Here is a 17,298-nt window from a genome sequence, read left to right on the forward strand (position 1 = left end):
TGAAGCTTCGTACCTCAGGTGAGGGGGCGACCGAAGGGAGGATGACGCGCGAAACCCGTCTGCGGGTCACTGCCAAAAGGAAGAAGCGTCAGTGCCGTCCATGCAAAGGCACCGAGAAAAGAGAGGATAAGAAAATCGCCGCAGGCATTGCAGCCTGCGGCGATGTGAAGAAAACGGAGAAAACGGAGGTGGCTGATACGGGGCTCATCACCCGTATCGGCTGCCGCATGTCAGAGCGCTTCCTCCGACCACCCCAGCCCCAGCGCCTTCTGAATTCCCACAAAACTGCGCGTCAGATTGGCCTCGGCCTGCAACAGATTCTGCTGCGCGGTGATCTGCTGCCGCGTGGTGTCGAGCACTTCGATCAGCGTCCCGGTACCTGCCTGATAACGCTGCCGCGCCAACACCAGCGCACGGTCGGCGGAGACCTTGGAACGCGCGATGGTGGCCACGCTCACCCGGCCATAGCGGAAGCGCGAGAGCGCGTCTTCGGCATCACGCAAGCCTTCCAGCACGGACTGGCGATACTTCATCTCGGCCTCGTCGCGCAAACGCTCTGCTTGCGTGACACGTGCCTTGGCGCGGCCAAAGTCGAGGAAATTCCAGCTCAGCATGGGTGCGCCCAGCGCCGCAAAATCATCCAGGCGCGTCAGGTCCGAAGGATGTGTTCCACCCAGCCCGATCACGCCGAACAGCTTCAGGCTCGGATAGCGCGCCGCTTCAGCCTGGCCGATCTTGGCCGTATCGGCGGCCAGCGTGCGTTCAGCAGCGCGGACATCAGGACGACGACGCAGCAGCGAGACAGGATCTCCCACCGCCACCTGCTGCGGCGGCAGCGGCACGGGGGCTGTGGCCGCCAGTTCGCTGTCCAGCGTGCCCGGCTCCTGTCCCAGCAGCGTGGCCAGTTGGTTGAGGTAGGCATCGCGCTCGGCCTGCAGCGGGACCAGGTCGGCACGACTGGCATCAAGCTGGTTCTGCACGCGCAGCTGATCCAGCGAAGAGGCCGTGCCGCGCTCGACACGCTGCCCGGTCAGCTGCAGCATCTGCTCTTGCGCCTGCACCGCTTCCTGGCCCAGCGACAGACGCAGCTGCCGGTCGCGCAGGCTGATGTAGGCATTGGCCACTTCAGCGGCCAGGCTCACCTGTACATCAGCCAGCGAGGCCTGCGCCGCATCGGCCGTGGCCGTGGCCGCTTCCACCGCTCGGCGGCGGGCACCGAACAGATCGATCTCCCAGCTCGCATCAAAACCCACGCTGTAGAGATTGGCGCTGGTCGGCGAGCCATTGCCGGAGCTGGAGCCGCCGGTCAGCGCGCCCAGGTTGGCCGGCGGCAGGCGCGCATGTCCGGCCAGGGCCGAGGCACCGACGCTGGGGGCGGCATTGGCCTGTTCCAGCGCCAGCCCCGCACGCGATTGCTGCAGGCGGGCACGCGCCACGCCCAGATTTGGATTGGCTTGCAGGGCGCGCTCGATGAGGCTGTTCAGTTCGCTGTCGCCCAGGCCTTGCCACCACTGGTTGCTCGGCGCGGCGCTATTGGCGCTGTCGCCGCCGCGGACGAATTGCTGGCTGTGTGCCGCTTGCGGGGCGGCTTCGGGCGGGCCGGCGTAGTCCGGTCCGAGGGCGGAACAGCCGGCCAGCAGCGCAGCGGCCGCCAGCGCGATCAGGCGCACGGCCGGGAAGGAGGAGTAAGTCTTGTCCATGTTGATCATCAATGAGAAGCCACCGGTGCGGCATTGGTCGGCAAGGGGCGCAGGAACAGCACCAGCGGAGTCACGCAGAGGATGGCCACGCCCAGCATCCAGAACAGGTCGGCATAGGTCATGGTCAGCGCCTGCGCCTGGATGGTCGCGCCCATGAGCTGGATTGCCACATCCTGCCCGCCCAGCAGATGGGCTTGCGCGGCGATGCCGGACTGCACCAGGTCGGAATTGGCGTTGAGGCTTTCTTCCAGGCGGCGGCTGTGCAACCACAGCCGCTGGTCCTGGATCACGGCAATGGCTGCCAGCGCCAGCGAGCCACCCAGGTTGCGCGCGGCACTGTAGAGGCCGGATGCATCCCCGGCCTGCGACGGCGGCACCGAGCGGATCGCCGCCTGATTCAGGAACAGCATCGCCAGCACCGTGCCCACCCCGCGCATCAGCTGCGAGGCCACGAAGGAGCCGCCATAGGACAGCGGGCTCAGGTCGGTCTCGATGAAAGCCGAGGTAGCCAGCAGCAGGAAACCGGTGCCCACGGCAATGCGGATATCCACCAGCCGCATCAGCAAGGGCGTGAAAGGCATCATGAGGATCATCGGCACGCCCGAGAGCAGCACGATCCAGCCCGATTGCAGCGAGTTGTAGCCGGCAATGCCGGAGAGGAATTGCGGGATCACGTAGGCCGTGCCATAGAGCGCCACGCCGACGATCATGGCCATCATCACCACGGAACCGAACTGGCGGTCGCGCAAGAGCCGCAGCTGGATCACAGGATGGCGCGCGCGCACCTGTCCGATGGCCAGCAGGATGAAGCCGAGTACGGAGGTGGCCGCAAGCCAGCGGATATCCGGGGAGGAAAACCACTGCTCGCGCTCGCCCTCTTCCAGCACCACCGTCAGCCCACCCAGCCCCAGTGCCAGTCCGGCGATGCCGAACCAGTCGGCCTCGGCCAATTGTTCGAACTTGGGACGTTCATAGGGAATGGCCACCAGCAGCAAGGTGATGAGGGCCGCACCCACTGGCAGGTTGATGAAGAAGGCATAGTGCCAGCTGACGTTCTCGGTCAACCAGCCACCCATCACCGGCCCCAGCACCGGACCGAGAATGGCGGTCGCACCGAACAGGGCATTGCCGACCGGCTGCTGCGAACGCGGCAGGCGCGTGGCGATGATGGTCATGGCGGTCGGAATGAGCGCGCCGCCGGTGAAACCCTGCCCGACCCGGCCCACGATCATCATCGGCAGCGTGGTCGAGAGGCCGCACAGCACCGAGAACAAGGTGAAGAGACTGGCCGCCGTCAGCAGCAGCACGCGCAATCCCAGCAGCCGTTCCAGCCAGGCCGACATGGGGATGATGACGATCTCGGCCACCAGGTAGGCGGTGGCGATCCAGGTGCCTTCAGTGCCTGAAGCTCCGATTTCACCCTGGATGGTGGGCAGCGAGGAATTGACGATGGAGATATCCAGCGTGGCCATCAGCGCACCCAGCGTGCCGGCCGCAACCGCCAGCCAGGCGGAGGCATCGGCTTTCTCCGGCTGGGCGCCCTGCCCGATGGGCTGGGCGGGGGCCGCGCCGCTCACTGCGACTCCTTGCGGGTGGCGTTGGTCTCGCTGTTGCGTTCGCGCAGTTCACGCAATTCATCCTTGGCCGCGATGGTGTTGACTTCCACCGTCACCGACAGGCCGGCCACGAAGGCACGGGTTTCTTCCGGTGTCGCATCGACGGCCACGCGCACGGGGACGCGCTGGACGATCTTGGTGAAGTTGCCGGTGGCATTCTGCGGCGGCAGCAGCGAGAACTGGGCGCCGGTACCCGGCGAGAGGCTTTCCACATGGCCGTGGAATTCCACGCCCGGCAAGGCATCGACCTTGATGATGGCAGGCTGGCCGATGCGCATGATGCCGATCTGGGTTTCCTTGAAATTGGCCGAGACGTAGAAGCGGGTCGGCACCACGGTCATCATGCGCGTACCGGGCGAGACGAACTGGCCGACGCGGACCTGCTTGTCACCGATGCGGCCATCGACGGCGGCGCGGATCTCGGTATAGCCGAGGTTGACGCTGGCAGCATCGTATTGCGCCTTGGCCGTCTCGCCCTGGGCCTGCGCCTGGCGCACCTGGGCCTGCAGCGAGCGTACCCGCAGCTGCGCCGCATCGAGCGCAGCACGACGTGCGGCGACCGTGCTGCGGGCTTGGGCCTGCTGGTTGCGCAGGGTGGTCAGGCGTTCACGGGTCTCGGCACCGGAGGCCGCCAAGGGGGTGTAGCGCTCCACTTCTGCGGTAGCGAAGCGGGCATCTTCATCGGCTGAGGCAAGCTGGGCCTTGGCCTGCGCAATGGCGGCCTGTTGCTCGGCCAATTGGGCATGGGCAGCTTCCTCGCTGGCGCTGGCGGCGTCGATCTGGGCCTTGGCCTGGGCGGCTTGCGCCGAATAATCGCGCGCATCGATGCGCACCAGCGGCTGGCCAGCCTTGACGATCTGGTTGTCCGCCACCAGCACCTGGTCGACATAGCCGGTCACCTTGGAGGAGACCGTCACGCTGTCGGCCTGGACGAAGGCATCGTTGGTGCTCTCCAGATACTTGCCGCGGAACTGGTAGTACAGCACCCAGGCCGCCACGATCACCAGCACCAGCAAGCCCAGCGCACGCAGGATGAAGCGGGCGCGCGGACTCATGCGTTTCTTGGGAGCGTTGTTCTTGTTGCTGCCGTTGGTGGAGGCATCCGGCCGGGAGGGACTGGCTTCTGTAGTGCTCGGTGTGTTGCTGGGTGTGGCGTCGGTCATCTTTTTTATCCTAATATCTGGGCGCGGAGGGCTGCTAACTGAATCAATACACTGGGCAACACTGTATTGATACGGAGCAATACACTTCACGCGCCAGCACCAATACAGTGGCAATACGGGGTCAATACAGCTTTCCCCAACCGAACGGGGAAATTAATGAGGTACCATATGATATGGTATCTGGAAAAATCATGTCTACAGGCTTTACAAACGATGACAGCAGCAGTGCCGCCGAGGCGCTGCGCGACTTCTACATCCGCTCGCACCGCACGCTGGACAAGCTCATGGCCGGCGAAGGAGCCTCATTGGCGCGCAACAAGATGCTCGGCCACATCGAACGCAACAGCCCGGTACGCGCGGCCGACCTGGCCACGGCCTTTGGCTTCGCGCCGCGCACCATCACCGAGGCCATCGATGCCCTGGAGCGCGACGGACTGGTCCAGCGCAATGGCGACACCACTGACCGCCGGGTCAAATACATCGCTTTGACAGCGTCGGGAAAAGAAGTGCTGCGGGCCTCGGAGCCGGTGAAAAAAACCTTCATCGACGGACTGTTCGCTGCCCTGAGCGAAGAGGAAATCGGGGCGCTGACCACTGTATTGGGCAAACTCAACCATCGGCTGGGTGAATTGGAAGAGGTGTATTCCTCGAACGCCCCTGTGCCAGCCGCAGCAACGGATGAGCTACCCGCCAAACGCAGCCGCAAGAAAAGCTGAAACGAACGAACAGGTAAAAAAAAACGCTCCCGCAAAGGGGAGCGTCAGACAGACTGCGCGGCCAGATCGCTGGCCGCGTTCACCGCAACGGCATCACAGATCGGCGAACCGATCGGTGGCCGCGATCAGCTGATCGAGGATGCCGGGTTCGTTGTAGGCGTGACCGGCGCTGTCGATCAGGTGCAATTGCGAACCGGGCCAGGCCTGGTGCAAATCCCACGCCGACTTGGCCGGGGTGGCCAGGTCGTAGCGGCCCTGCACGATCACGCCGGGAATGCCTTCCAGGCGCGAGGCATTAGCCAGCAACTGCCCCTCCTCCATGAATCCCTTGTTGAAGAAGTAGTGGTTCTCGATGCGCGCAAAGGCCAGCGCGAATTGCGCATCGTTGAAGGAATCGATCAGACGTTCATCGGCCACCAGCGTGATGGTGCTGGCTTCCCAGCGGCTCCAGGCACGCGCGGCCTGCAGCTTGGCCGCTTCGTCGTCGCCGGTGAGGCGCTTGCGATAGGCATGCACCAGGTTGCCGCGCTCGGCGGCCGGGATGGGGGCCAGGAATTCGTCCCAGCGATCCGGCACCATCCACGAGGCGCCCTCCTGGTAGTACCAATCCAGCTCGGCCTGGCGCAGCAGGAAGATGCCGCGCAGGACCAGTTCGGTCACGCGCTGCGGATGGGTCTGCGCGTAGGCCAGCGCCAGCGTGCTGCCCCAGGAGCCGCCGAAGACCTGCCAGCGCTCGATGCCCAGCAGTTCGCGCAGGCGTTCGATGTCGGCCACCAGATCCCAGGTGGTGTTGGCGTCGAGGTTGGCATGCGGCAGCGAGCGGCCACAGCCGCGCTGGTCGAACAGGACGATGCGGTATTTCTCCGGGTTGAAGAGACGGCGATGCGAAGGACCGCAACCGCCACCGGGGCCACCGTGCAGGAACACCACCGGCTTGCCCTTGGGGTTGCCGCAGACTTCCCAGTAGACCTGGTGACCATCACCGACGTCGAGCAGGCCGTGGTCATGCGGTTCGATGGGAGGATAGAGGCCGCGCAGGGTGGCAGGAGCAGAAGTGGTCATCAGCAGATCCTTGAGGGTGAAGACAAAAGATGCAGTATAGGGTGTGCGTGAAAGGAACGCAGAGTCCTCATTCCACCACGAGTTCCGGATTGTTCTTCACTTCGTTGAGCACGAAGAATGAACGCAATTGCCGCACGCCCGGCAGCCGCAGCAGCGTATTGGCGTGCAGGCGGTTGAAGGCCTGCAGGTCCTTCACGCGCAGCTTGATCCAGTAGTCAAATTCCCCGGCCAGCAGCAGGCACTCCTGCACGGCGGCGATCTCGCGCACCGCTTTCTCGAACTCGGCAAAGCTTTCGGGAGTGGAACGGTCCAGCACCACGCCCACGGTAACCAGCACCGGCAGGCCCAGTTTCTCGGGGTCGAGGATGGCCCGCACTTCCTTCACATAGCCCTCATCCATCAGCCGTTTGGTATGGTTCCAGCAGGCGGTGGCGCTCATGCCCAGCTTCTTGGCCAGCTCGGCATTGCCGATGCGGCCGTCCTTCTGCAGCGCCTTGAGGATGCGCTTGTCCATGCGGTCCAGTGACATGATGAATCTTTCTCTTAAATCTTGTTTATCGCAATTTTCTTTGCCTGAAATAATTTACATCGCTTTTTCATCACGAATCATGCCATAAATTCGGAAGCACCATTTTAATCCTCCGGCGTAAAGTTGATCCCGGCGATTCACCATGAATCGAACCAGATTCGGACCCCTTTCGACCATCCAACTGAACCGGAGCACTCCATGCTGGCACTCGACAAACTCTTCCCTCGCAAGACCCTGGGCTTCTTCCCCTCCCCCATCCACAAGCTGGAACGCTTGTCCGCCATGCTGGGCGTGGAAGTGTGGGCCAAGCGCGATGACGTCTCCTCGGGCCTGGCCTTCGGCGGCAACAAGATCCGCAAGTTGGAATGGCTGGTGGCCGATGCCCTGGCCAAGGGCTGCGACACCCTGGTCTCGATCGGCAACATCCAGTCCAACCACACGCGCCAGGTCTGCGCGGCCGCTGCCGCCGTGGGCATGAAGTCCTATACCGTGCAGGAAACCTGGCTGGAATGGGATGATCCGGTCTACGACAAGGTCGGCAACATCCTGCTGACCCGCATCATGGGCGGCAACCCGATCATGGGCGGCTATGGCTACTCCACCACCGAGAAGGACACCTGGGCCCGTGCCCTGGAAGAAGTGCGCGCCAAGGGCGGCAAGCCCTATGCGATTCCGGCCGGCGCGTCGGACCATCCGCTGGGCGGCCTGGGCTATGCCAACTTCGCCGACGAAGTGGCGATGCAGGAACAGCAGCTGGGCATCTTCTTCGACAACATCGTGGTGGCGACCTGTACCGGTTCCACCCAGGCCGGCATGGTGGTCGGTTTCGCCGCCCAGGAGAAGCGCCGCCGCGTGATCGGCATCGACACCGCCGACGATGAGGCCATGACCCGCCGCGCCGTCACCAAGATCGCCAACGACACCAGCGAACTGATCGCCGCCAAGGGTGGCCAGCGCGTGGTGGTGCGCGATGCGGACATCGAGATCATCCCCGACTACAGTGGCCCGGCCTACGGCCTGCCGAGCGAGCAGACCATCGCCGCCATCCGTACCGCCGCCGAGATGGAAGCCATGCTGACCGATCCGGTGTATGAAGGAAAATCCATCGATGGCTTGATCGACATGGCCAAGAAGGGCCATTTCAAGGGCCAGCGCGTGCTGTATGCCCACCTTGGCGGTGCCCCGGCACTGAACGCTTATTACAAGGCCTTCGAAGATCCGGAAAACCTGACCAAACTGGCCCGCGAAGCGCGTTACAAGGAGTAAGCGGAATCCCCGCGCACAGGCGGATATCCTGATAGCGATACGGATATCCGCCACGCTGCACACCAAGCCCCAGCCTGTTCATGCAGGCGGGGCTTGTGTCGTTTTTGCGTGGCAAGTTCCCGCCGGCGAGGGCATTTTTGCCCGATGTATCCACGCGCTTGATCGGCATCAAAGCCTGCAGAAAGCTTCACGCGTACCTTTCGGACATCCTCACTCGACAGGTAAAACACCGTGAAAAAAATCGTCACCATCACTGCCGCCGTTGCCGCCCTGGCTTCCTCCTTCGCCGCTGCTCCCGTGTTCGCGCAAGAAGCGCAAAGCCCGTGGCTGGTGCGCGTGCGCGCCGTTGATCTGAGCCCGGAAAACAAGTCCGACCCGGTCGGCGGCACCGGCGCCTCGGACCGCATCACCATCAACGAGAAGGTGATTCCGGAACTCGACATCAGCTACTTCTTCACCCCGAACATCGCCGCCGAACTGGTGCTGACCTATCCGCAAAAGCAGGACGTGCGTCTGGACGGCAACAAGATCGGTACCTTCAAGCACCTGCCGCCAACCCTGCTGCTGCAATACCACTTCATGCCTGAAGCAGTCTTCAGCCCCTACGTCGGTGCCGGTATCAACTACACCCGCATCTCCGGCGTGGATCTGGCCAACGGCCTGCAACTGGACAGCAACAGCGTCGGCGGTGCCCTGCAGATCGGTGCCGACTACAAGATCAACAAGAACTGGCTGATCAACTTCGATATCAAGAAGGTGCAGATCTCCAGCGACGTCAAGACCGCTTCCGGCACCAAGATTTCCAGCGTCAAGATCGACCCGTGGCTGATCGGCGTTGGCGTGGGCTACCGTTTCTAAGGTATTCTTGCCGCACCCAAACGGCGCGATCCGTCATCGATGATGACTGGTCGCGTTGTTTTTTGGGATCCGCGCTAACGTCCCCGCCACCGGTTTTCCGGCCGCCATTTCTTGCAATGCCATCCGCCTTGCAGCGTTAGCTGGAGCAGTCTCTGCGGCATGCTCCGCCCGTCCACCGTTTGATAGTAGGAAGAGGTTAATTACGATGTCGACGACTTCGCACCCCAATACCCCGGTCGCGCCCGGCGCGCCGATGCCCCATCGCAAGATCATCCGCTCCTGGGTGATCCCCATCAGCCAGCGCAGCACGGCCATCGCCCTGGCACTGTCGGTGCTGGATTTCTGCCTCTTCGGTGCCAGCCTGGCGGCCATCGTCTGGGCCCCGTGGCTGCTGGCCAAGATCGCGCTGGGCGTGGTCAATGGCTTCATCATCGGCCGCCTGTTCATCCTCGGCCACGATGCCTGCCACCAGGCTTTCACACCCAGCCGCAAGCTCAACACCTGGCTCGGCCGCCTGTTGTTCATGCCCTCGCTCACGCCCTATAGCCTGTGGGCAGTCGGTCACAATGTGGTGCACCACGGCTATACCAACCTGAAGGGTTTTGATTTCGTCTGGCAGCCGCGCTCGCTGGAAGAATTCCGCGCCCTGCCGCGCTGGCGTCAGCGCCTGGAGCGCATCTACCGCAGCGGCTTCGGTCCTGGCCTGTACTACATGATCGACATGTGGTGGAAGCGCATGTACTTCCCCTCGAAGAAGCAGATGCCGACCCGCCGTGCTGAATTCATGTGGGATGGCGTACTGGTGACCGCCGTCGCCGTCGTCTGGATCGCCGGCCTGGCCTGGGCCGCGCAGGCGACTGAACAATCCTTCTGGACCCTGCTGGTGACCGGTTTTGCGATTCCGCTGCTGTTCTGGAAGGCCATGATCGGCTTCGTGGTGTATGTGCACCATACGCATACCTCGGTGGCCTGGTATGAAGACAAGATCACCTGGGCTGCTGCACAACCCTTCGTTTCCACCACCGTGCACCTGACCTTTGGCCGCTACTGGGGATCGCTGCTGCATCACATCATGGAACACACCGCGCACCACGTGGACATGAGCGTGCCGCTGTATCGCCTGAAGCAGGCGCAGAAGAAACTGGAAACCATGCTGCCCGGCCGTATCGTGATCCAGCGCTTCTCCTGGCGCTGGTACTTCGACACGGCGCGCCGCTGCAAGCTGTATGACTTCAAGCGCCTGTGCTGGACCGACTATCGTGGCCGCCCGACCAGTACTCCGCTGCCATTGCCGGACATGAGCAAGCCTACGGCAGAAGTTTGAACGGGAGCCAAGGCAGCCCCATTCAGGAAGCCACGAAAGTTCTGAAGTTTCAATAACAAGACGGTCGCATGGAAGGGCATTCGCGGGTCCCCGGTAACCCCGCGATACCGCCCACTTTCCCCCATCAAGGCCGCTTCTCTTCCACGTACTGTCAGCCGTCGTCATTGGCCGTCAGTTCTGATGTTTTTAGGTGAAATCCGCCATCACACGGTAAGCCTGCCCGCCCTTTCGGGCGCTTACTTGGACCAAGTTTGATCTGGGACAAGAAATGCCGTCTGATTCGGGAATACTGTGCTGCCTATCACGTTCCGCGCACTTAAAATCGAGTCATTCGATTGCCACAAGTCCGCCGGGAACATCGTATGAACCAGCCTTGCCACTCCACTTCGCTCGCCGCTGCCAACAACGCCGCCGCGCCCCTGACCCAATGCTCGCCGCTGACCGCCGCGCGCGAAGCCGCCGCCAGCTCTGCGCTGCGCAGCTGCACCGCCTGCGGCATGCACCAGCTGTGCCTGCCCATGGGCCTGGATGAATCCGACATGAAACGCCTGGACAAGATCATCGGCCGCCGCAAGGTCGCCCGCGATGACTTCCTGTACCGTATCGGCGACCGCTTCACCGCGCTCTACGCCGTGCGTGTGGGCCATTTCAAGACCTATCAGGAAAACCTCGACGGCGACCGCCAGATCACCGGTTTCCAGATGCCTGGCGAACTGCTGGGCATGGATGCCATCAGCACCGAGCAGCATCAATGCGATGCAGTGGCCCTGCAGGACAGCGAAGTCTGCGAAATCCCGTTTGCGCGCCTGGAACAGCTGTTCGGCCAGATTCCCCATCTGCTGCGCCACTTCCACCGCATGATGAGCCACGAGATCACCAGCGAACAGAACGTCATCATGCTGCTGGGGAACATGCGTGCGGAGCAGCGCTTTGCTGCCTTCCTGGTGAATTTGTCTTCACGTTATGCCGCACGCGGCTATTCCTCGACGCGATTCCAGCTGCGCATGACGCGTCAGGATGTCGGCAACTACCTGGGCCTGACCATCGAAAGCATCAGCCGCCTGATTTCCAAGTTCCGCAAGCAGGGCCTGCTGGCGGTGGAACAACGCGATGTGGAAGTGGTGGACCTGGCCGCGCTCAAGCGCCTGGCTGCCGGCGTCGATGCCTGCACACCGGCACCGGCGGCAGCAGCTACCGCACGAGCAGCCAGCTAAGGCTAAGGGCTGACAGGCTTGAAACCGGTAGCAGCACCGGCTTCGAGCCAACCCCAGACTGTTCAAAGTTGATTGAAGCGCTCCAAGGCGTTCAGCCCTGGACGTAATGACGCAAGCGCTCTCTCGGCAGGGCGCGTGTCAGCCTCACGGCCAGCAGGCCGCAGACGGCGAAACTTCCCCAGAAACAGAAGAACCCTACGGTGTAGGCGCCCAGCGCTTCCCATTCATGGCCGGACGCCATGGCCAGTTCCTCGGGATTGAACAGGGAAAAGAACACACCCTCGGCCGCGATGGCCATCAGGAAAGCCACCCAGACCACGATGGCGAGATTGCGTTGCTGTTTGCGCATGGCTGTCTCCTTGACGCATGAAGTTTCATCCGAAGATGGCCGGTCTTGAAGCCGGCTTCACTCCAGCTTAGCGCATTATTCGGCCGGTGCGTAGGCCTCCGCATTCATTTCGATGCTGCGCTGTTGCGGCCACACCCAGGTACCGTGCAGGCGCCAGCGATGGCTGCCGTCCTCGGCCACCAGGCGCCAGCGTGCCTGCTCCATCTCCGCCAGCGGTACCGAGAAGCTGCCATCGGCGGCCGGACGCACCAGCAGCGTGCGGTCCTTGGCCGGCTGGGTCGGGTGCACCAGGTTCAGCACCAGGGTCTGGCCCTCTTCGCCGACGGCAGGCACCTGGCGCAGCTGCAGGCGGCCGCGCAGCACGGCAGCGGCCGGGTCATAGGCGATGCCGATGGCCGCGCCCAGCCTTTGCGCCTCATGATCGCGGCGCAGGTCCTTGTTGATGGCCTTGCCCTGCTTGTAGTAATCGTCGGCCACCAGGGCATCGGCCCGCGAGATGGCCAGCCAGGCGGTAAAGATCCCAGCTACCACCACTACGGCCGGGCCGGACATCAGCAGCCAGGGCCAGCGGTGGCGGTACCAGGGAGCGGTGTTGCCAAGCTTGGGGGAGATGGTGGTCATGGTTTCCTCTCGATATGAAGTTTGGTTCACGTGTGTTGCAACGCTTGCCGCACTCAGCGGCGCGGCACCAGGAACACGGCCTTCTCGCTGACATGCAGCGCCGGCTGGTCCTCTGCCTGCAATTCGATATGAATCTTGTTGGAGCCGGACTCACCCGCTCCATGCGGCGCCCTCACCCGCACCGGCACCATCAGGGTCTGGGTGGCGGCCAGTTCGATGGGGCCGGCCGGATCGACGGTCAGTCCTTCGATGCCGCTCGCACTGATGCGATAGCGATGGCCGCGCTCATCGGTGTTGATGACTTGCAAGCGGTAGACGTTTTCGATGATGCCGTCCTCCACCTCGCGGCCCATGGAACCGCGATCACGGATCACATCGAGCTTCAGCGGCGTGCGCACCACCAGCGAGCCCAGGAACAGCGCGATCACCGCACCCAGGATGGCGGTGTAGATCAGGATGCGCGGACGGAACAGGCGGCGGCGGATTTCCGGCGTCGAGAAGCCCTGCTCGATGGCGTTCTCGGTGGAATAGCGGATCAGGCCGCGCGGACGGTCGATCTTGTCCATCACGCTGTCACAGGCGTCCACGCAGGCCGCGCAGCCGATGCACATGTATTGCAGGCCCTGGCGGATATCGATGCCGGTCGGGCAGACCTGGACGCACATGGTGCAGTCGATGCAATCGCCCGCCTTGCGTCCCTCCTGCAGCTTGGCTGCCTTGGCCGCAGGCATGCGCGGCTCGCCACGGGCGTTGTCATAGGTGATGACCAGGGAGTCGCGGTCGAACATGGCGCTCTGGAAACGGGCATAGGGGCACATGTACTTGCAGACCTGCTCGCGCATCCAGCCGGCATTGCCGTAGGTGGCGAAGGCGTAGAAGGCGATCCAGAAGCTCTCCCACGGGCCCAGTGCGAACTGGCCGATTTCCGGCAACAACTCGCGCATCGGCGAGAAGTAGCCGACGAAGCTGATGCCGGTCCACAGGGCCACGCTACCCCAGGCCAGGTGCTTGGCGGACTTGCGCCAGAGCTTGTCGAACGACCAGGGCTGGCGGTCCAGGCGCATGCGGGCACTGCGGTTGCCTTCGATGCGGCGTTCGATCCACAGGAAGATCTCGGTGTAGACCGTCTGCGGACAGGCGTAGCCGCACCAGACGCGGCCGGCGATGGCCGTGAAGAGAAACAGGCTGAAGGCGCAGATGATCAGCAGCGCGGCCAGCCAGATGAAGTCTTGCGGCCACAGTACCAGGCCGAACAGGTAAAACTTGCGTGATGCCAGGTCGAACAGCACGGCCTGGCGCTCGTTCCAGTTGATCCACGGCAGGCCGTAGAACACCAGCTGCGTCAGGAATACGCACAGCCAGCGCAGGCTGGCAAAACGTCCCTGGATCTCGCGCGGGTAGATCTGTTCACGCGCGGCATACATGCGGATGACGGCGTATTCATCCTTGCCGTTCTTGCCTTCCTTCTTTGGCGCCTCCTGCTGCGTTCCTGCCTCGGGTGGCGGGTCCCCTTCCTTGCTCTGCCTGGGTGTCATTGCGGCCTTGTTCATGGTCTTGCCTGCTCTGCTTTCGCTCTCTGTCATGCGCCCCTTGGCCGGGCGCGTGGCCGATATGGCCATCACGAAGAACGCCGGGGCCGCGCAGCTCTGTGTCTGCGTCGGCCCCGGCGCGGGTTCAACTGCTCATCGGGGCCTACTTGGCCTCTGCATTGCTGGGCTTGTTGGACAAGCTCCAGACATAGGCCGCCAGTACGTGCACCTTGGGTTCACCGAGGAATTCGCCAAACGCCGGCATGGTGTTGTCGCGGCCCTTGTTGATGGTCTCCTTGATGGTGTCGATGCTGCCGCCATAGAGCCAGATCTTGTCCGACAGGTTGGGCGCGCCCAGTGCCTGGTTGCCCACACCGCCAGGGCCGTGGCAAGCCATGCAGGCGGCAAACTTGGACTTGCCCAGTTCGGCCTTGATCGGATCATGGGCCGAATTGGACAGGCTCAGCACATAGTTGGCGACGTTGTCGACATCCTTGTCGGTACCCACCGCCGCAGCCATGGGCGGCATGACGCCGTGACGGCCCTTGAGGATGGTTTCCTTGATGATCTCGGGCGTGCCGCCATGCAGCCAGTCGTTGTCGGTCAGGTTGGGGAAGCCCTTGTTGCCGCGCGCATCCGAACCGTGGCACTGCGCGCAGTAGGTCAGGAACAGGCGCTCGCCAATGGCATGGGCTTGCGGATCGGCGGCCACCACCTTCAGGTCCTTCTTGAGGTAGCTGTCGAAGAGCGGTCCGTACTTGGCTTCGGCCTGCTTGACGTCGGCATCATGCTCGCCGGTCGAACGCCAGCCCAGGGTGCCGGGCAGGTTGCCCAGGCCCGGATAGGCGATCAGGTAGCCCACCGAGAAGATGATGGTGAGGTAGAACAGCCACATCCACCAGCGCGGCAGCGGGTTGTTCAGTTCGGTCAGGTCGTCATCCCAGACGTGGCCGGTGGTCGAACCGGCAACCGGCTGGTCGCCCTTCTTGACCTTCCAGCTCGACTGCTGCCACAGCAGCAGCGCGCAACCGGCGATGCCCAGCACGGTCAGGACGATGATCCAGATGTTCCAGAAACCACTGGTGAAATCAGCCATGGCGCACCTCCTTGTCGCTGCTGTCGGCGGCGGGCTGGCCGATGTCGCCATCGGCAAAGGGGATCATCTCGGCTTGCTTGAAATCAGCGGGCTTGTGGCCGACATAGGTCCACCACAGGATGCCGGCAAAGGTGATGAAGCTGATCAGCGTGATCAGGCTGCGTGGGTCGGTCAACATTTCAATCATGGTCTTATCTCTCCGCCTTGATCAGGATGCCCAGGCCTTGCAGGTAGGCGATCAGCGCATCCTGTTCGGTCTTGCCGGCCAGTTCGGCCGGGGCATTCTTGATGTCTTCTTCGGTGTACGGGTCGCCGATGCGCTTCAATGCCTTCATGCGCGAGACGATGTCGTAGTTGTCCAGCTTGGCCTGCTCCAGCCACGGGTAGGCCGGCATGTTGGACTCCGGTACCACGTCACGCGGGTTGTGCAGGTGGGCGCGATGCCATTCATCGCTGTAGCGGGCACCGACGCGGGCCAGGTCCGGGCCGGTGCGCTTGGAACCCCACTGGAAGGGGTGGTCATAGACCGACTCGCCGGCCACCGAGTAGTGGCCATAACGCTCGGTCTCGGCGCGCAGCGGACGGATCATCTGCGAGTGGCAGTTGTAGCAGCCCTCGCGGATGTACACGTCGCGGCCAGCCAGGCGCAGGGCCGAATAAGGCTTGAGGCCGGCGATCGGTTCGGTGGTCGATTTCTGGAAGAACAGCGGCACGATCTCGGCCAGGCCACCCACACTGACCACCAGCAGCACCAGGCCAATGAGCAGCCAGGGGTTCTTCTCAATCCATTCATGCGAAAACTTCATACTTTCCCCCAATCAGTGCGCAGCGTTGGTCACGGTAGGAATCGGTGCGACAGCCAGTTCGGTGCCGCGCATGGTGCGCCAGGTGTTGTAGGCCATCACCAGCATGCCGGACAGGTACATCAGGCCGCCCATCAGACGAATGATGTAATACGGGTAGGTTGCCTTCACCCCTTCGACGAAGCTGTAGGTCAGGGTGCCGTCGGCGTTGACCGCACGCCACATCAGGCCTTGCATGACGCCGGCAATCCACATGGCGGCGATGTAGAGCACGATGCCGATGGTGGCGACCCAGAAGTGGATCTCGATCAGATCCTTGCTCCACATCTCGGTCTTGCCGGACAGGCGCGGGATCAGGTAATACATCGCCCCCATGGTGACGAAGCCGACCCAGCCCAGGGCACCGGAGTGCACGTGGCCAATGGTCCAGTCGGTGTAGTGGGACAAGGCGTTGACGGTCTTGATGGCCATCATCGGACCTTCGAAGGTGGACATGCCGTAGAAGGACAGCGACACCACCAGGAACTTCAGGATGGGATCGGTACGCAGCTGATGCCAGGCACCCGACAGCGTCATCATGCCGTTGATCATGCCGCCCCAGGACGGTGCCAGCAGGATCAGCGAGAACACCATGCCCAGCGACTGGGTCCAGTCAGGCAATGCGGTGTAGTGCAGATGGTGCGGACCGGCCCACATGTAGGTGAAGATCAGAGCCCAGAAGTGCACGATCGACAGGCGGTAGGAATAGACCGGACGGTTGACCTGCTTGGGGATGAAGTAATACATCATGCCCAGGAAGCCGGCGGTCAGGAAGAAGCCCACCGCGTTGTGGCCGTACCACCACTGGATCATGGCATCCTGTGCGCCGCTGTACATCGAGTACGACTTGGTCAGCGTGGCCGGCATGGTCATGCCGTTGACGATGTGCAGGATGGCCACGGCGATGATGAAGGCACCGTAGAACCAGTTGGCCACGTAGATGTGCTTGACCTTGCGCTTGATGAGGGTGCCGAAGAACACCACGGCGTAGGCCACCCAGACGACGGCGATCAGGATGGTGATGGGCCATTCCAGCTCGGCGTATTCCTTGCCTCGGGTCAGTCCCAGTGGCAGCGTGATGGCCGCACCGACGATCACCAGCTGCCAGCCCCAGAAGGTGAAGGCCGCCAGGAAGTCGGAGAACAGCCGCACCTGGCAGGTGCGCTGCACGACGTAATACGAGGTTGCCATCAGCGCGCAGCCGCCGAAGGCAAAGATCACTGCGTTGGTATGCAAGGGACGTAGCCGGCCGAAGCTCAGCCAGGGAATCCCCATGTTCAATTCGGGCCATGCCAGCTGGGCGGCAATGATCACGCCGACCAGCATACCGACTACGCCCCACAGGATGGTCGCCACGGTGAATTGGCGCACAACCGTGTAGTTGTAGCTATTTTCTTTGCTCACGAAACTCTC

Annotated in this window: 17 protein-coding genes; 5 read left to right on the plus strand and 12 right to left on the minus strand. The window is 62.9% G+C overall.

Annotated elements, in window-relative coordinates:
- Positions 1–230: 230 nt before the first annotated feature.
- The 3 genes from JOD78_RS07755 to JOD78_RS07765 are packed head-to-tail and all read right to left on the minus strand — an operon-like array spanning position 231 to position 4,479.
- Positions 231–1,709, minus strand: a complete 1,479-nt coding sequence (locus JOD78_RS07755; RefSeq protein WP_209567000.1) for an efflux transporter outer membrane subunit — start codon at positions 1,707–1,709, stop codon at positions 231–233.
- Positions 1,709–3,277 (minus strand): MDR family MFS transporter, encoded by a 1,569-nt coding sequence (locus JOD78_RS07760; RefSeq protein ID WP_134136131.1) that lies wholly within the window; start codon positions 3,275–3,277, stop codon positions 1,709–1,711. Before JOD78_RS07760 ends, JOD78_RS07755 begins: the two co-directional genes overlap by 1 nt.
- Positions 3,274–4,479, minus strand: coding sequence for an HlyD family secretion protein (locus JOD78_RS07765; RefSeq protein ID WP_209567001.1), 1,206 nt, complete (start codon positions 4,477–4,479; stop codon positions 3,274–3,276). Before JOD78_RS07765 ends, JOD78_RS07760 begins: the two co-directional genes overlap by 4 nt.
- A gap of 191 nt (positions 4,480–4,670) precedes the next feature.
- Here JOD78_RS07765 and JOD78_RS07770 point away from each other — a divergent pair, with 191 nt between their 5' ends.
- Entirely contained in the window at positions 4,671–5,195 is a 525-nt protein-coding gene (locus JOD78_RS07770; RefSeq protein ID WP_209567002.1) for a MarR family transcriptional regulator, read from the plus strand.
- Positions 5,196–5,288: 93 nt separating this feature from the next.
- On the opposite strand, the gene pip is transcribed toward JOD78_RS07770, so the two are convergent.
- A complete protein-coding gene (pip, locus tag JOD78_RS07775; protein WP_134136135.1) occupies positions 5,289–6,257 on the minus strand; it encodes a prolyl aminopeptidase in 969 nt (322 codons plus the stop codon).
- Between the two features lie 67 nt (positions 6,258–6,324).
- Positions 6,325–6,786, minus strand: a complete 462-nt coding sequence (locus JOD78_RS07780) for a winged helix-turn-helix transcriptional regulator (RefSeq protein WP_017454720.1) — start codon at positions 6,784–6,786, stop codon at positions 6,325–6,327.
- A gap of 201 nt (positions 6,787–6,987) precedes the next feature.
- Here JOD78_RS07780 and JOD78_RS07785 point away from each other — a divergent pair, with 201 nt between their 5' ends.
- The 4 genes from JOD78_RS07785 (at position 6,988) to fnr (ending at position 11,448) form a co-directional block, all read left to right on the plus strand.
- The gene (locus JOD78_RS07785; RefSeq protein ID WP_198516461.1) at positions 6,988–8,052 is read left to right on the plus strand and encodes a 1-aminocyclopropane-1-carboxylate deaminase; all 1,065 of its coding nucleotides are present in this window, start codon (positions 6,988–6,990) and stop codon (positions 8,050–8,052) included.
- Positions 8,053–8,283: 231 nt separating this feature from the next.
- Positions 8,284–8,910, plus strand: a complete 627-nt coding sequence (locus JOD78_RS07790) for an OmpW family outer membrane protein (protein ID WP_199900250.1) — start codon at positions 8,284–8,286, stop codon at positions 8,908–8,910.
- A gap of 205 nt (positions 8,911–9,115) precedes the next feature.
- Positions 9,116–10,234 (plus strand): fatty acid desaturase, encoded by a 1,119-nt coding sequence (locus tag JOD78_RS07795; protein ID WP_232729579.1) that lies wholly within the window; start codon positions 9,116–9,118, stop codon positions 10,232–10,234.
- A gap of 362 nt (positions 10,235–10,596) precedes the next feature.
- Positions 10,597–11,448, plus strand: a complete 852-nt coding sequence (fnr, locus tag JOD78_RS07800; RefSeq protein ID WP_039784830.1) for a fumarate/nitrate reduction transcriptional regulator Fnr — start codon at positions 10,597–10,599, stop codon at positions 11,446–11,448.
- 91 nt (positions 11,449–11,539) lie between these two features.
- Here fnr and JOD78_RS07805 read toward each other — a convergent pair whose 3' ends face one another.
- The 7 genes from JOD78_RS07805 to ccoN all read right to left on the minus strand — a co-directional run bounded on the left by JOD78_RS07805 (position 11,540) and on the right by ccoN (position 17,289).
- Positions 11,540–11,797 carry a hypothetical protein gene (locus JOD78_RS07805; protein ID WP_121042204.1) on the minus strand — a complete coding sequence of 86 codons (258 nt, stop codon included), beginning with the start codon at positions 11,795–11,797 and terminating at the stop codon, positions 11,540–11,542.
- Between the two features lie 75 nt (positions 11,798–11,872).
- The gene (locus tag JOD78_RS07810) at positions 11,873–12,418 is read right to left on the minus strand and encodes a FixH family protein (RefSeq protein ID WP_209567003.1); all 546 of its coding nucleotides are present in this window, start codon (positions 12,416–12,418) and stop codon (positions 11,873–11,875) included.
- 53 nt (positions 12,419–12,471) lie between these two features.
- Positions 12,472–13,968: a cytochrome c oxidase accessory protein CcoG gene (gene ccoG / locus JOD78_RS07815; protein WP_209567005.1), complete on the minus strand. Its 1,497-nt coding sequence runs from the start codon at positions 13,966–13,968 to the stop codon at positions 12,472–12,474.
- A 142-nt stretch (positions 13,969–14,110) separates the two neighbouring features.
- Entirely contained in the window at positions 14,111–15,043 is a 933-nt protein-coding gene (gene ccoP / locus JOD78_RS07820) for a cytochrome-c oxidase, cbb3-type subunit III (RefSeq protein WP_121042210.1), read from the minus strand.
- Positions 15,036–15,230: a CcoQ/FixQ family Cbb3-type cytochrome c oxidase assembly chaperone gene (locus JOD78_RS07825; RefSeq protein WP_121042212.1), complete on the minus strand. Its 195-nt coding sequence runs from the start codon at positions 15,228–15,230 to the stop codon at positions 15,036–15,038. Before JOD78_RS07825 ends, ccoP begins: the two co-directional genes overlap by 8 nt.
- A 4-nt stretch (positions 15,231–15,234) precedes the next feature.
- Positions 15,235–15,849: a cytochrome-c oxidase, cbb3-type subunit II gene (ccoO, locus tag JOD78_RS07830; RefSeq protein ID WP_039784824.1), complete on the minus strand. Its 615-nt coding sequence runs from the start codon at positions 15,847–15,849 to the stop codon at positions 15,235–15,237.
- Between the two features lie 12 nt (positions 15,850–15,861).
- Positions 15,862–17,289 carry a cytochrome-c oxidase, cbb3-type subunit I gene (ccoN, locus tag JOD78_RS07835; protein ID WP_209567007.1) on the minus strand — a complete coding sequence of 476 codons (1,428 nt, stop codon included), beginning with the start codon at positions 17,287–17,289 and terminating at the stop codon, positions 15,862–15,864.
- Between the last annotated feature and the right edge of the window lie 9 nt (positions 17,290–17,298).

It is taken from the genome of Herbaspirillum sp. 1130, from assembly GCF_017833835.1.
Lineage (GTDB): Bacteria > Pseudomonadota > Gammaproteobacteria > Burkholderiales > Burkholderiaceae_D > Herbaspirillum > Herbaspirillum huttiense.

What these genes read in the sequence shown, in the direction of transcription:
- JOD78_RS07755 (WP_209567000.1), bottom strand. Translation starts at nt 1,709, where the DNA reads ATGATCAACATGGACAAGACTTACTCCTCCTTCCCGGCCGTGCGCCTG.
- JOD78_RS07765 (WP_209567001.1), bottom strand. Translation starts at nt 4,479, where the DNA reads ATGACCGACGCCACACCCAGCAACACACCGAGCACTACAGAAGCCAGT.
- JOD78_RS07770 (WP_209567002.1), top strand. Translation starts at nt 4,671, where the DNA reads ATGTCTACAGGCTTTACAAACGATGACAGCAGCAGTGCCGCCGAGGCG.
- pip (WP_134136135.1), bottom strand. Translation starts at nt 6,257, where the DNA reads ATGACCACTTCTGCTCCTGCCACCCTGCGCGGCCTCTATCCTCCCATC.
- JOD78_RS07780 (WP_017454720.1), bottom strand. Translation starts at nt 6,786, where the DNA reads ATGTCACTGGACCGCATGGACAAGCGCATCCTCAAGGCGCTGCAGAAG.
- JOD78_RS07795 (WP_232729579.1), top strand. Translation starts at nt 9,116, where the DNA reads ATGTCGACGACTTCGCACCCCAATACCCCGGTCGCGCCCGGCGCGCCG.
- fnr (WP_039784830.1), top strand. Translation starts at nt 10,597, where the DNA reads ATGAACCAGCCTTGCCACTCCACTTCGCTCGCCGCTGCCAACAACGCC.
- JOD78_RS07805 (WP_121042204.1), bottom strand. Translation starts at nt 11,797, where the DNA reads ATGCGCAAACAGCAACGCAATCTCGCCATCGTGGTCTGGGTGGCTTTC.
- JOD78_RS07810 (WP_209567003.1), bottom strand. Translation starts at nt 12,418, where the DNA reads ATGACCACCATCTCCCCCAAGCTTGGCAACACCGCTCCCTGGTACCGC.
- ccoG (WP_209567005.1), bottom strand. Translation starts at nt 13,968, where the DNA reads ATGAACAAGGCCGCAATGACACCCAGGCAGAGCAAGGAAGGGGACCCG.
- ccoP (WP_121042210.1), bottom strand. Translation starts at nt 15,043, where the DNA reads ATGGCTGATTTCACCAGTGGTTTCTGGAACATCTGGATCATCGTCCTG.
- JOD78_RS07825 (WP_121042212.1), bottom strand. Translation starts at nt 15,230, where the DNA reads ATGATTGAAATGTTGACCGACCCACGCAGCCTGATCACGCTGATCAGC.
- ccoO (WP_039784824.1), bottom strand. Translation starts at nt 15,849, where the DNA reads ATGAAGTTTTCGCATGAATGGATTGAGAAGAACCCCTGGCTGCTCATT.